Origin of the sequence: Aneurinibacillus tyrosinisolvens, assembly GCF_001015055.1 — a bacterium.
GTDB lineage: Bacteria > Bacillota > Bacilli > Aneurinibacillales > Aneurinibacillaceae > Aneurinibacillus_A > Aneurinibacillus_A tyrosinisolvens.
The window spans coordinates 20104-33782 of the sequence record NZ_BBWZ01000025.1; the positions used below are offsets into that span (position 1 = coordinate 20104).

General features: G+C 44.5%; 17 protein-coding genes and 1 pseudogene. 6 read left to right on the plus strand and 12 right to left on the minus strand.

Annotation, left to right across the window (positions count from 1 at the left end):
• Positions 1–4: 4 nt before the first annotated feature.
• Positions 5–856 (minus strand): 3-hydroxyacyl-CoA dehydrogenase NAD-binding domain-containing protein, encoded by an 852-nt coding sequence (locus tag MBEAL2_RS18760; protein WP_047153808.1) that lies wholly within the window; start codon positions 854–856, stop codon positions 5–7.
• A gap of 174 nt (positions 857–1030) precedes the next feature.
• Here MBEAL2_RS18760 and MBEAL2_RS18765 point away from each other — a divergent pair, with 174 nt between their 5' ends.
• A complete protein-coding gene (locus MBEAL2_RS18765) occupies positions 1031–1486 on the plus strand; it encodes an OsmC family protein (protein WP_047153809.1) in 456 nt (151 codons plus the stop codon).
• 159 nt (positions 1487–1645) lie between these two features.
• Complete coding sequence (locus MBEAL2_RS18770) at positions 1646–1927, plus strand: hypothetical protein (RefSeq protein WP_047153810.1); 282 nt, start codon at positions 1646–1648, stop codon at positions 1925–1927.
• A gap of 145 nt (positions 1928–2072) precedes the next feature.
• On the opposite strand, the pseudogene MBEAL2_RS18775 reads toward MBEAL2_RS18770, so the two are convergent.
• A pseudogene (locus MBEAL2_RS18775) lies at positions 2073–2878 on the minus strand (EcsC family protein).
• Between the two features lie 156 nt (positions 2879–3034).
• Here MBEAL2_RS18775 and MBEAL2_RS18780 point away from each other — a divergent pair.
• On the plus strand, positions 3035–3724 hold the full coding sequence (locus MBEAL2_RS18780) for a serine/threonine-protein kinase (RefSeq protein ID WP_052947826.1): 690 nt from the start codon (positions 3035–3037) through the stop codon (positions 3722–3724).
• Between the two features lie 39 nt (positions 3725–3763).
• Here the strand turns inward: MBEAL2_RS18780 and MBEAL2_RS18785 are convergent, their stop codons facing one another.
• The 3 genes from MBEAL2_RS18785 to MBEAL2_RS18795 form a co-directional block, all read right to left on the minus strand.
• Positions 3764–4441: a PspA/IM30 family protein gene (locus MBEAL2_RS18785; protein WP_047153811.1), complete on the minus strand. Its 678-nt coding sequence runs from the start codon at positions 4439–4441 to the stop codon at positions 3764–3766.
• Between the two features lie 35 nt (positions 4442–4476).
• Positions 4477–4761, minus strand: a complete 285-nt coding sequence (locus tag MBEAL2_RS18790) for a hypothetical protein (protein WP_047153812.1) — start codon at positions 4759–4761, stop codon at positions 4477–4479.
• A gap of 193 nt (positions 4762–4954) precedes the next feature.
• Positions 4955–5398 (minus strand): PaaI family thioesterase, encoded by a 444-nt coding sequence (locus MBEAL2_RS18795; protein ID WP_052947827.1) that lies wholly within the window; start codon positions 5396–5398, stop codon positions 4955–4957.
• 144 nt (positions 5399–5542) lie between these two features.
• Between MBEAL2_RS18795 and MBEAL2_RS32295 the strand changes: the two genes are divergently transcribed.
• On the plus strand, positions 5543–5746 hold the full coding sequence (locus tag MBEAL2_RS32295; protein ID WP_047153813.1) for a hypothetical protein: 204 nt from the start codon (positions 5543–5545) through the stop codon (positions 5744–5746).
• 100 nt (positions 5747–5846) lie between these two features.
• On the opposite strand, the gene MBEAL2_RS18805 is transcribed toward MBEAL2_RS32295, so the two are convergent.
• The 7 genes from MBEAL2_RS18805 to MBEAL2_RS18835 all read right to left on the minus strand — a co-directional run bounded on the left by MBEAL2_RS18805 (position 5847) and on the right by MBEAL2_RS18835 (position 11361).
• Positions 5847–6101: a hypothetical protein gene (locus tag MBEAL2_RS18805; protein WP_047153814.1), complete on the minus strand. Its 255-nt coding sequence runs from the start codon at positions 6099–6101 to the stop codon at positions 5847–5849.
• Between the two features lie 151 nt (positions 6102–6252).
• Positions 6253–6531, minus strand: coding sequence for a non-specific DNA-binding protein Hbs (gene hbs, locus MBEAL2_RS18810; protein WP_047153815.1), 279 nt, complete (start codon positions 6529–6531; stop codon positions 6253–6255).
• Between the two features lie 392 nt (positions 6532–6923).
• Positions 6924–7625: a PspA/IM30 family protein gene (locus tag MBEAL2_RS18815; protein WP_047153816.1), complete on the minus strand. Its 702-nt coding sequence runs from the start codon at positions 7623–7625 to the stop codon at positions 6924–6926.
• 38 nt (positions 7626–7663) lie between these two features.
• Positions 7664–7954, minus strand: a complete 291-nt coding sequence (locus tag MBEAL2_RS18820) for a hypothetical protein (RefSeq protein ID WP_152667847.1) — start codon at positions 7952–7954, stop codon at positions 7664–7666.
• A 218-nt stretch (positions 7955–8172) separates the two neighbouring features.
• Positions 8173–9066, minus strand: a complete 894-nt coding sequence (locus tag MBEAL2_RS18825) for a cation diffusion facilitator family transporter (RefSeq protein WP_047153818.1) — start codon at positions 9064–9066, stop codon at positions 8173–8175.
• A 170-nt stretch (positions 9067–9236) separates the two neighbouring features.
• A complete protein-coding gene (locus MBEAL2_RS18830; protein ID WP_047153819.1) occupies positions 9237–10535 on the minus strand; it encodes a type II restriction enzyme in 1299 nt (432 codons plus the stop codon).
• Entirely contained in the window at positions 10522–11361 is an 840-nt protein-coding gene (locus tag MBEAL2_RS18835; protein WP_047153820.1) for a DNA adenine methylase, read from the minus strand. Before MBEAL2_RS18835 ends, MBEAL2_RS18830 begins: the two co-directional genes overlap by 14 nt.
• Before the next feature lie 200 nt (positions 11362–11561).
• Between MBEAL2_RS18835 and MBEAL2_RS18840 the strand changes: the two genes are divergently transcribed.
• The gene (locus tag MBEAL2_RS18840) at positions 11562–12563 is read left to right on the plus strand and encodes an MBL fold metallo-hydrolase (protein WP_047153821.1); all 1002 of its coding nucleotides are present in this window, start codon (positions 11562–11564) and stop codon (positions 12561–12563) included.
• A 161-nt stretch (positions 12564–12724) separates the two neighbouring features.
• Complete coding sequence (locus MBEAL2_RS18845) at positions 12725–13621, plus strand: DMT family transporter (protein ID WP_047153822.1); 897 nt, start codon at positions 12725–12727, stop codon at positions 13619–13621.
• Positions 13622–13679: the final 58 nt, after the last annotated feature.

The window sequence follows — 13679 nt, forward strand, 5'->3', positions numbered from 1 at the left end:
TCCATTATTTTTGGTAGTCGTAAAAGCCTTTACCTGTCTTGCGGCCGAGATGCCCTGCTCTTACGAGTTTGCGGAGCAGCGGCGCGCAGCGGTATTTCGAGTCCTGTGTTTCCTCATACAAAGAATCCTGTACATAGAGGAGTGTGTCCAATCCGATTAAGTCAGCCAGAGCAAGCGGTCCAATCGGGTGGTTGGCGCCCAGCTTCATTCCTTTGTCGATATCTTCTGCGCTTGCGGTACCTTCCTGCAGTACGAAAATCGCTTCATTAATCATCGGAACAAGAATTCGGTTTACCGCGAAAAGCGGCGCCTCTTTTACATCAATCGTTTCTTTGCCCATTGCTTCAACGACTTGCTTCGCCTTCCTGTACGTTTCTTCTTCTGTGCTTTGCCCGCGGATGAGTTCAACTAGCTTCATAACCGGAACCGGGTTAAAGAAGTGGACGCCGATGACGCTGCCTGGACTTTCTGTCACACTCGCAATTTCTGTAACGCTCAGGCCCGATGTATTCGTGGCAAGAATGGTGTCCGGGTTGACAACGGCAGATAGCCTGGCAAACACTTCTTTCTTTAATTCCATATTTTCACTAACTGCTTCAATGATGAAGTCGACTTCTTTTAAGCGCTCCCACTCTACCGTCGTAACAAGGGCATGCGTGTATTCGTTTTTCTTTTCCTCCGTAAGCCTTCCTTTCTCGATTCCCCTGTCCCAATTTTTCTGAATGCCTGACAGGCCGCGGTCAAAGAACTCCGGCTTCTGTTCCACAGCTATCACCTGAAAGCCCGCCTCGATTGCTGCCTGCGCAATGCCAGCGCCCATCGTTCCGAATCCGATAACACCTAGTTTCTTTTCCATGTTTGTCTCCCTCTCCTCTTATTCTTCTTGGAATGAATGGCTTAGTCTCCTTCGTCTCATGTATTACCTTTCCATTTCTCTTCTCCATTTTCCTTCACAAGCCAGCGAATTTGTCATAATTAATCAATTATTCATGATACAATAAAAGAAAATAGGAAGAGAGGTCATACAAAAATGGAAAAACACTCCTTTCATTTAACAGCCGGCTGGGATGGCGGAAGGCTTGGACAAGGAAACATCTCCATTGGGAGCCTTCAGTCTGCCATCTCAATCCCTGCGGAGCTAAACGGCCCCGGCGTTGGCACAAACCCGGAGGAAATGCTCATTGGGGCCGCATCTACGTGCTATTTGATTACACTGGCGGCCATACTCGAGAATAAGGCCTTACCTGTAGAAAATCTTTCGCTTACGACAGAAGGAATCGTAAGCCAGGAGGGCAGTCGTCTTTCTTTTGAAAAAATCATTCACCGCCCGTCTATTCTTCTCGCCCCGGAAGCGACAGAGGAGCAGGTGGAAACAGCAAAAACCGCTTCGGTGCGCGCAGAAAAAGCGTGCATGATTTCCAAAGCAGTACAGGGGAATGTTGAGGTAACAGTGGAACCATCCGCGACAGTAAGAAACAAGGCATAGTCATTGAGAAAAACCTCGCACTCATCGCTCCCTTGTTGTAAGAAAAGAAGCCCCATTGTAGAATATAATTAAATAAATTTCATTTTGTGCCACATTAGACATCCAACCAGGAGAGTTGATGAAATATATTGCAGGTAGCGGTAAAGAGGAGGTCAGAACATGAGTGACGAGATACTAAAGCAAATTCTTACTGAGCTGCAGACAATGAATCAACGTATAGGTGCTTTGGAAAACGGGCAAGAAACATTGGGGGAAGGTCAGAACGAATTACGAGCTCAGATACACCGGGAGTTTGCGGAAGTAAAAGCAGATCTGCGCATTATTAAAGACCAGACAGCCAAAAACAGCGAGCTGCAGTCACCGGTAAGCGATGTGCAGAAGGAAGTAGAAGAGCTGAGGCTAGATTTGAAAATTCTAAAACGGGCCATTACGAACCAATAAATGACTCAGCATTTTGCGGGGTCTTTTTTATGTACAAGGGGGAAGGAACATCGCGTTCATCGCCCGCGATGTTTTCCTTCCATGGAACTTTACTTTATAAATTTAAAGCAACATATACTTTCAAAAAGAACTATGTGGACAATGTTTAAGAAATTTCCTCAAGTTTCTGGAGAATACGGCGTTTGCGGTAGAGCATTTTCCCCGTTTCCGCAACTTCCTCTACCGTCGATTTATTCAGGTAGGCGCCGAACAAAATCCCCGCAATAGGGACCATTTGAAAAAGCTTTTTCCACCCAAAATTATCTCTGTACGTGGTAACGACTTCGCGCCAGCCCTGAAGCTGAGAAATCGCCTGCCCGGTCTTCTTCCCGCTTTCAAACTCAGCAAGGTCTTCAATAATCGCTTTTTTGCCAACAATATCAGACGAAGAGAACTGCAAGCATTTTACAATAAAAATCCGCTCCGTTTTTTCGTTTGGATTATATCCGTAAGCGAGGGCCATCTCCTGTAATACTTTAAGCGATAAGCCGAGTAGGGCCGGAATATCGATAGCAAGCGTAAAGATGCCGCCGATTCCCGTTGTCGCTCCCTGAACAGCGGCCATTTTCCCCCTTGATTGCATGATTTCATCAGCCACTTCATCCATGCGGGCAACGGGCAAACGGGCAACGTCTTCTATTGCAGGTATGTCCTTGCTGCCGGCATTTTCCCCTCAGCAAACCGGCGAAGGATCCCGCTTTCCGTAATTAAATATTTCCCGCCGGATTGGACATACCCCCCTACCTCATCAACGGCCTGACCCACCTTTTCCTGAATAAACTTCGGTGTAAGCTTATCAAGCAGCATAAACGGCAGCCGGCCCAGCTTTTCCCAGAACCATAAATCTTTCTGCTCCTCTTCCCATTTCTTTACCTTATGGAGTTCCGCCAGGAGATACTCTCTCGTTTCCATCCGTTCCACTCTCATCACTCCTTTCACAGCATCCTAGAAGGTATTCGCAACGTATCCGGAAAAACCTTTCGATAATGCCATTTGCTATTTTCATCTTCGGATTCTATACTAAACACGTTAAACGTGAATGAACTTCACAAAAAAGTGGGGATTTATATGGCACTACCACCCGAACAACAGTATGATTCAAAAGAAAAACAGAACGGTACGCTCGCGTTATTTATAAAAAAAACGGAGGCAGATCTTCTATCGGCACTGCAAGTTGAAAGCATTGACCCCTACGATCCGGTAGACGTATCCGCCATTCCTTCACCCTGGAAAACGGTAGGAGCTGGTAACTATGCCGCCGTTGTTTTTCATCCTGGTTTTCCGGATTGGGTCGTTAAGATATATGCCCCGGGTCGTCCCGGCCTTTCCGAGGAGGCTAGCGTCTACCGGAAGCTTGGCCCTCACCCCGCTTACTCAGAATGTCTGCATGAAGGGAAAAATTACCTGGTTCTCAAACGATTAAAAGGGGTCACTCTATATGATTGCCTTCACCGGGGGATACGCATTCCAAAAAAGGTAATAAAAGATATTGATGATGCTCTTGAGTATGCAAGAACAAGAGGACTTCACCCGTGCGATGTACACGGGAAAAATGTAATGCTCGTAAACGGGCGCGGCGTTGTCGTTGATGTATCGGATTTCTACAAAACGGAAGCTTGTTCAAAATGGGAGGATGTAAAAAAGGCTTATTATAAAGTGTATCTTCCCTTTTTCTACCGCTTCCCTGTCCCCGTTCCTTATTCTTTATTGAACATCGTACGGAAAGGGTATCGTTTCTACAAAAAACTGAGGAAATAATAGAGGGACCAAGCTGGCTGGCCCCTGTCCTTTGCACCTTTATTTAGCAGCGGCAGCCTGTACCTCTGCTTTACTTTTCTTAAGAAGCTCTAACTCTTTTTCGACCTTCTCGCTGCCTGCGATTTCCGTATCGGACAGCGTATAGGCCTCGCGTAAGTACCGGCTTGGATCAGCGCTCGCCTCCATCATCATAATCCTTTCTTCCATCCGGGCGAATCCCTTCACCGCGCTTTCCGTGTCAATCGAATAAATCGCCCTGTTCATTTGCTTTGTAGCCTTTGCTGCATTCGCTCTGGCCAGCAGTGCGGCTTTCTTGTTTTTCATTTCGTAATATTTATCTTTTAACTCCTGCATCTGCCCGCGAAGTACATTATTTTGTGAAATAAGCGCTTCGTACTGAGTGCGGTATTCCATTACTTTTCCTTCACACACCTGCTTGTCCGCAATCGCCTGCCTGGCCACTGCTTCGTCTCCTTTCTCAATCGCAAACTCCGCCTGCCGCAAGCGCTTTTCGATACGCTGCTCGGTTTCTTCCACTTGCGCCTTCCACTTTTTCTCCATCGCTACCTGGCGTGCGAGCATGACTTCCGCCTGGGAGATTTCCTTTTCGATTTCCCTCATATACTGGTTTAGCATACTTATCGGCTCTTCCACCTGATCCAGCACTTCATGTACCGTTGCAACCGTAATATCCCGTACGCGTTTGAAAATACCCATTCTATTTTTCCTCCTTATTTTTCAGCCTGTGTTTTTTAGTTTTTGTTTTTTACTGCCTTCTCCCATTGATCCAGCTCGTCGAAATCACGGCGCAGTTCAGGGGAATGATGATACGGCACACTCATATGCATTTCGGTATTCATTTCCATCCCACTCTCCGCCGGGTTTCCTTTTAGGAGTCTCCACCCTGTCATGATGAAAAAGCCTGCAATCAGGACAGGAATCAGCCATCCCATACCTAGAACTCCGAGCAGCATGATTCCCCCTACCATCATCAAACCCATTCCAAAGATACGCGACCCGCGTCCCTTTTTTTTCATGTTTATCTTCTTCCCTTCCTTTGATTTATCTTCTTGTGTTTATCTTACCTTGTCCCTTCTTTTTCCATAACGGGCGCCTGGTTGATTTTGTCTCCAACCCGGGACGTAGAACCTTCTCAGTCCGGGGTTCCGCAAATAAGAAAAACGCGGGGAGTTTCTACACTCACGCCCGCGTTTATTTTAAATAACTGCCTTATTCCCTTGTCTTTTTTTCATAACGGTAGAAAGTTCCCGTTGTAATACACATAACCTCTCCTGCTTCATTCTCAATTGTACATTCCGCAAATACAACATTGTAGCCCTCTTTTACAAAGCGAGCACTCGCTCGGATCTTTCCCGCACTTGTCGCCTTTAAATATGAGGTTTTTAATTCAAGAGAAACATATGAGGCCTGCTTATACCGAAAATTCAAGTGGCCCATCGCGGTATCTGCGATGTATGTATAGATGCCTCCATGGACAACTCCGATCGGATTTAGCATCACCTCAGAAATCGGGCATTCGATTTGACATGTCTTTTTTTCATCATCGTAAGAAAAAGTAAGATTCAGGAGATGAAACATGAGTAAACCTTCAGGCCGTATTTCCTTTTTATCATATGCTCTCTCCACATTTTCCATAAATCCCTTCTTATCCATACTGCTGCCTCCTTACATTCCAAAGCTTATGTTTTTACATTAAAACTATCATACCACTCAGTGATTGAATATTCACTTTAATATCAAAACTTTCTCTTCGTTCATATGATACAAATGGCAGCACATTGGAGAGGAGGGAAAGCGGTGGCTAAGAATAATAAAAAGAAGACCTATCAGCCAACTGAGGATCGAAATAAATATAACATGAGAACGGTTACATCAAATCAGTGCATCGTATGCAAACAGCAGTGTGAACGAGGCATTAAGTATATGGAGAAGATGGCACAGCCGGGAGCGGTAGGTTTTGGGGTCCCCTGTATTCTGACAAAAGGAAAACCTTACAAATAGCACTTTATTTATTTTATACTATGTACTATCGCTTGAGGGCCTCCATCCTACAGAAAAAGACACCGAATCGGTGTCTTTTTCACTTATGGGAATACAGAAATTATACTCTTCTCGGATGGTTCCTCGCCATCGTAACAAAGGTCTGTTCATCCTCTATTAACCCGCAGACTCCGCACTGTACACGGCGCACGCTTCCCCGGTACGGCATATGAAACAGATCCAGCTCGTCCTGCTCGTAGTACTGTACAGCTTCCCCACTCTCGGGATTAAGCTTCACATAAACAGGAGCCTGGTCTACAATCGCAAAACGGGTACGGTTGCTTTTACAGGACGGACATAAATAAGGTGTATTCATATCATCCCTTCCCTCCTTTCCCCTTATTATTCCCATAAGCACTTCATTTATTTTTATAGGAAAAAAGAAGAAAGAGAAAACAAAAATGCAACAGCTATTTTAGAAATAGCTGCTGCATCCATACATTCATAGTATTCCCTTATGTTGCTGATTAGCGGTTGTTTACTGCATCTTTCAATGCTTTACCAGGTGTAAACGCCGGCGCCTTGCTTGCTGCGATTTCAATTTCCGCACCTGTTTGCGGATTGCGTCCTTTACGGGCTGCGCGCTCACGCACATCGAAGTTACCGAAACCGATGAGTTGAACTTTATCTCCATCTTTTAATGCTTCGGAGATAGAGCTGAATACCGCTTCCACAGCTCTTGTTGCATCTTTCTTGCTAATCCCGGAAGTTTCTACTACTTTTTGAATGAGTTCTGTCTTATTCATATGTACCCTCCTTAAAAAATACGTGTTTAAGATTCATTATATCTCTATTCTTCCAAAACAAAAGTAGATTTAAACCATTAAATAAAAGAATTTCTGTTTTTTTCTAAAAATTTTACAATAATTTCAAAAAACTGTGTTTAAATGTCTGTCTTCTGTCTCTTTTATACTACCCGTCCATCGCCTTTTTCTCTTCCTGACCCAGCAGCTGCTCTTCCGTTGTAAAGCGTCTTCCTTCATAAATCACTGTGTCTCCCCCCGGCTCTCCTACGCGTTGTATTTGCCTACTCTATCTTTCCATTCTAAGATAGGCGGCATCCTTTCACACCGTAAATAGAATTGCGGGGGTAAACAAAAAACCGCCTCTATGCAGGGCGGTTTTGTGAGAAACAGGGTTATTTTTCCGGAAGCTTCGTTGCGCTGTTTTCTGTTTGGGAAGGTTTCTTTCTAGCTTCCTTCAAACGGGACAATTCTTCCTCCACACGGGGGTTAGGATTATAGCCGGCAGGCATAGCAGATGAATAGTGGGCCCTCATGTACTGGCGTGCCTCTGCATCGGCTTCCATCATGAGGATTTTCTCCTCCATCCGGGCGAAACCCTTAGCCGCGCTTTCTGTGTCGATAGAATTCATGACCACATTCATTTGCCTGCTTGTTCTCGCTACGTTGGCCCGTGCGAGAAGAGCCGCCTTCTTATTGCGCATTTCATAGAACTTTTCTTTTAGTTCCTGAAGCTGCTCCCGCAGCATGCTCGTTTGCTGTTTTGCCATTTGGTGGTTGTTCCGATATTCTTCTATTTTAACCTCACACGTCTGCTTATCTTCAAGCGCCCGGCGTGCGACTTCCTCTTCACCCATATCGACAGCTAGCTCGGCCTGGCGGCTGCGTTTTTCCATCCTCTCCTGCGTCTCTCCCACGAGCAGGCTCCATTTCTTTTCCATCGCTACCTGGCGCGCGATAGAAACTTCCGCACGGGAAATCTCGCTCTCCATATCTCTCATGTACTGATTCAGCATCGCTACAGGATCTTCTACGCGGTCTAACACTTCGTGCAGGGTGGCCATTGTAATATCTTCTACTCTTTTAAAAATACTCATTGTTTTTTCCTCCTCTTATTTTTCACTTATTTTTCCGTTTATTTTCTGTTCTTCATTTGTTTTTCCCATTCATCCAGCGCGTCGAAATCCCGCTGGTTTTGCATAGGGGAAGAATAGCCGCCTGCTGAATGGAAAGGATGAGCGGATATTGTATCCATAAACTCCTCGTCCCGGTGGCCTTTTATCATTCTCCATCCCTTTGTAAGCAAGAATCCTGCGATGAGGAGAGGGATAAGGAAATGCAGATGAAGAACTCCCAGGAGCATAATTCCTCCAATCCCCATCAATATCATCCCTCTGTTGTACGAGCAGCGTTTTCTTCTTTCCACTTTTCATCTTCCTTTCCTGCTATAGATATATGGCTGGCTGTTCAAGCTGTTTGTTTTTGTTTTGTTCCTTGGTTTTATCTTACCTGGGCGGGATATTTTTCATAACTGGCGCTCGATTGATTTCATCTCCACCTTAGGACGGAGAGCATTCTCAGACTCCCGAAATACAAAAGACTTCTTTCTAAAAAGGCTGCCCGGCTGTTTTACTGTTATTCGGCTCATTGATTCTCATACCAGGGGTTCAGGTGGACAAGCACTTCCTGGACCTGCCCGTCTTTTTCCATAATAAGCGTTTTAATTTGGCGGCTAATATCGTGCCCTTCCTGAATCGTTAACGTACCCGGCACAGCGACCCGGATATCGACTAGGATGTAATGGCCGTGCTCCCGCGCACGTAGGCGATCAATACGCTTTACCTGCGGAATACCCTGCACTACCTGTGTATATTCCTTTATTTTTTCTTCAGAAACATTCTTTTCCATCAATACATCAATGGATTCCTTCCCCATGCTTAGGGCCATTTTTAATACAAGGATCGAAACAAGAACACCGGCTACAGGGTCACCGTAGGAAGCATAAGGAATAGGATAGTAGTTACCGAGCAGCGTAAGACCAATACCAATGGCTGCTGCCAGAGAAGCATATACATCCGCAAGATGGTCGTAGGCAGTTGCAATCAGGCCTTTACTGTTTGCCTTTCTTCCGATACGAATCGTATACACGTACAAAATTTGCTTCCATACGAGCGAAACGAGTGCGGCTGCCAGCGCAAGAACACTTGCGGCATGTGGAGGCTCAAATAAAGCGCTAACTGCTTCATACCCGATGAAAAGAGCAGCCAGCCCCAATATAATGGCTACAATACCGGAAGCAATGACTTCGGCTTTTCCGTGACCGTACGGGTGATCCTCATCTGCAGGAATGTTCGAGATTTTCATCGAGCCGAGGGAAGCAGCAGAAGCTGCAATGTCTGCTGCATTATGAACGCCATCGGCGAGCATTACCTGGCTGTTAAACAGTACCCCAACCGTGATTTTAATGATGGTAAGAACTATATTGCTGATTAAGCTTATCCATGCAGCAAAGATAGACGATTTGTTTTCTGCAGCCATGTCTCTTTCTCCTGTCTAGTTTTTTGTATTAAAAACAAAAAAACTGTATGCCTGGCTGGCATACAGCTGTATATTCATTCTGGAATGCATGCCGGATTTTTATAAACATGTCCTTCATCAAGACCATTCCATATCATTGTATTCCCTAAATTCCTACTAAAAAAACATGGCTAATATTTTCTGTTTTCCTTGAGCTGCGCTAAATTTATGAGCCAATCAATCCATTTTATAACCGTCTGGGAACGCCGGTAGTAGGTGCTTTCGGACCCTACCTTGTACAAATCGCATTTTTTCATCATTTCAATAACTATATCTCTCCCGGGCAAACGGCCCGTTCGAACACGTTCGTGCAATACCCGTTTGAAGACATCGTGCTCCAAAATACAGCTGGCCAGGGAAAGGTATTTTTCCTTATATGGCATGCCCATCATGCGCCTGCCTTTATCAGTTAACTTGAAGGAAATGGTTCGCAGTTCCCTTTCTTCATACCGGTCAAGTAATCCAAGATACATGCCGGCAGCCGTATAATAGTTTGTTTGTCTGCTGTCAAAATTGTACCTTGTCGTAATCTCTTCTTTGCTTAAATCGTTTTCTACCAGCAGCCCAAGCAAATCAACAACCCTTGCGAAGCTGTCGGCCTGCGGAAACGGAACCGGCGGCTCCGCTTTCGTCGGTGTTCTGTGAAGAAGATCTGTTATATCTTTAAATGTAATCTTTTCATGTTCAATGATATAATCTCTCTGCTCAATTAGCCGAAGCGAATTGTACTTCTCGGGATGAACAAACTCATACACAAAAAAGCTGAATACGTCGTTTGAATATGTAAAAAATACCGGTCTTACTTCCTTATGTGTCTTTCCCTGCCACAGCCGGTAAGGATAATACAGCTGCCGGATTAAAAAATCGTCCACCCGCTCTTTCTTTGCTTCGACAAGAAGAAGCTGGTTTTTACTCTCGTATCCCCCGTCAATCTCAACCTGGGAATGGTCGATTTGGATCCGGTGCTCATGAGCATCAGCCGTTTCAATATCGAATTCGAATGTTTTTGAAGACATTCTGCCAGAAATGGTAGGCAGGCATTGCTCTCCCAGCAAGTCCTCCATCATCCCTGTAACATACGCACAATGAAGGGCGGCACTCTCTGAGTATAGATTGCTTACGTCAATTGAAGTAATGTAAGAAGGTAATCTAATAGCTTTAGGCTCGATTTGCGCGTTGTAGGAGACACTCTCGTATGCGTTAAACTTGCCGAGAACGTATTTCGAACGGGATACCGGCAAAATCGATAGGCTGTTCTTCTTAAAAATATCAGGCAGGTTAGACCGGTGATCGAACTTAGCCATAAGGCGGGGTTCCCTTACGGCTTTTATTGTTTTCGCTTCGATTTCATAAAAGCCGGTACGGTCAATCTCTTCTAGGACGGGGTGGACAGAAAAAAGCATTTCCCACGCCGTATCATTCTTCCCCATAATTCATCACCAGCACTTCATCGATTTTGCCGCGCCCTGATGCCTTCGAATTTATATTTCTTTTGGCTCCTACTATTTTAATGTTGTACTGTTTGTACAAATCCTTAATAAAATCGGTCGCTGAGTTGCTCAGCATCACCCGGCAGCCGCGATGATCCAATTCATCTAACAGTTCTTTAAGGCGAATTTGCTGTTCTGTACGGAAGCCATCAAGGCTATAGCTTGTGAAGGAAGCCGTTTCCGATACCGGGTCGTACGGGGGATCAAAATAAACAAAATCCCCTGCTCTCGCACTCTCTACTGCTTTCGCAAAATCCCCGTTTAATAAGGTTACGTCTGCGTATGCTAAGTATTCGTGCACGGCCCGTAGAACCTCTTCGTTTACAATGGCCGGGTTTTTGTACTTCCCAAACGGGACATTAAATTGTCCCCTGCTGTTTACACGAAAAAGGCCGTTAAAACATGTCTTATTTAAATAGATCATGCGGGAAGCCCGCTCAACCGGGGTTAAAAGCTGATATTGTTCCTTTCGATCCAGCTCTCTTATATTGTAAAAATACTCTTTGTCGTTTACATGCTTTGAAAGATCGGCCAGCAGCTCCTCAATCTGATCACGTATCACGGTATAGGCATTAATAAGCTCTGAATTAATATCATTTATGACCGCCTTTGGCGGCTGCAGGTGGAGCAGAACTGCCCCCGCCCCGATAAAAGGCTCGTAGTACGTATTTATCTCACGGGGGATATATTTTGTAATTTCCGGCAGCAGCTGGCGTTTCCCCCCTGCCCATTTTAAGAATGGCTGGGCCAATTTAGTAGTAGACAACCCGGTTCCCTCTCTCCCATTGTTCTTCTTGCTGTAATGCTACTATGCGAACATGGGATCGTCAAGCTACCCGAATTGAAGTGAAAAACTGGCTATACCTTCCTTTATCTATATTAATTATTCTGAAATGTTGATATAATTATGTTGATTGAGCGTTCGTTCATTTATATCCAGGTATCTACTTGAAGGAGGGATAGATTATGAAACATTCTCGCATCGTATTTTTTGAAAGAAAATTCCCAAGCGCCAATATGGCTCTTGTTGTTGATGAAATGCCGATTCTGGTTGATACAGGATTCGGAAGTGATGCCAAAGAAACAGTAGAGTTAATCAGGGAAGCCGGTATCTCACCAGAAGATTTACACCTTATCGTAAACACACACTACCATAGTGACCACGCAGGAGGAAATTATCATCTGCAACAAAATTATGGGATTCCTATTGCCGCCCACAAATGGGAAGCAGACGCTATTAACTCGCGCGATCGTGAAGCTTGTTGTGCTGAATGGCTCGATCAGCCGGTCGAACCATACCGTATAGATAGAAGGCTTTCCGATGGCGATGAAATTCAGTCAGGAAATCGAGTGCTCCGTGTTCTGCATACACCCGGTCACACATCAGGGCATATTTCTTTATATGAACCCGAAGAAAAGATACTATTATGTGGGGATCTTTTTCATCGGGATGATATGGGCTGGATTAACATTTTCCGTGAGGGGATTACTTCCGCTTATAAATCGATGGACAGCCTGGATCGTTTAGCGGCTCTTCCCATCCAGCGCGCCTATTCAGGACATGGGTCCCAAATTGAAAATCCGCTCGTCTCTATTGATACCGCAAGAAATCGGTTTGAAAAATGGCGGAAAAGTCCTGAAAAAATTTCATGGCATGCATGTAAAAGGATATTTGCCTATTCATTAATTATTTTTGACGGATTACCAGGGGAAGAAATACACGGTTATCTTCTAAAATGCGCATGGTTCCAGGATTTTGCCCGCCATTCCTTTCAGTGCGAACCGGATGAATTCGTCCCGTTGTTACTGGATGAAATGATTCGCTCCAGAGCAGCCATCTGGCAGGATAACCGCCTGGTAGCGACTGCACCCTACCGGGCACCTGGAAAGCAATGGATGAAAACAGATATAAAACCAAAAGACTGGCCTATGGAAACAGTTCAAGGAGCTGGATTAACAGGCTTCTAATCATTTCGTTCTGGAAACAACCCGTTTTGCTTAGGATGGGTTGTTTTTTATTTGTTAGACGCAGCTTCCTTTCTCCAGAATTTGATATTAGAATATACAAATTATTTTGTTAATGGTATATTGTATACAACATCTACTATAAATGAAATGTGGTGGGTCATTTGGGGATCTTATTTGCTGTTGTTTGCGCCATTACGTATTCGTCGAATTATATTCTGATTCAACTGGGTATGAAGAAGTCGAAGAAGGATAACGGGGATTTCTTGTCGCTGCTTTCATGTGTTCTTACAATACTGGTCGTTTTTCTGCTAATGGCTGCATTTCAAGAGCCAAAGAGGATTCCTTTCAGCGGGAAGGGAATTTTGTTCTACTTAATCGCCGGTTTTTCAACAGCGTTTTTGGGGCGGGTCCTTCTATTTGGAGGAATTCGAAGGATAGGTTCACCCCGTGCAGCAGGGATTAAGAACTCAGCCCCTGTTTTCACCATTTTCATTGCAGTTGCCCTCATGGGAGAACGTATTTCCTTCGGGGCCGGAATTGGAATCAGTATTATTTTTTTGGCTCTATTCCTACAAGCCAGGCACGACTTCAGACAAGCTAATCAAATTGATGAAAAGGAGAAAAAGCACGGTATTCTCCTGGCTATTATCGCTGCCGTGTGTTTTGGGATTGGACAGGCTGCCAGGAAACAGGGAATTATTTATTATGCCGATCCGATATTAGGTTCTTTAATTGGTTCTGTCTTTGCTTTATTTGCCTTCATGATAATGGAATTATCCAAAAAACGGCTAAGGGAAACCCTAATAAGAAACTTTCGATCGCTTAACCTCTACTTTGTTGGGGCAGGGATATTTACAGGCATTGCCCAGCTTTCCTTTTTCGCCTCTTTGCTTTATACCCATGTTTCCTACACGAGTGCTGTGGCTGCTATGGAACCGATTATAACGGTGATATTAAGCAAGATTTTTCTAAGAAAAGAAGAAAGAATCACAATCCGGTTAGGCATAACAGCCTGTGCCGTATTTTTTGGAGCATTTATACTCATATCAACTAAGTAATCTCATATAGGAATTTTTTCTATTACTTGGTTACGTTAAGTTTTTGTAAATAGTATTG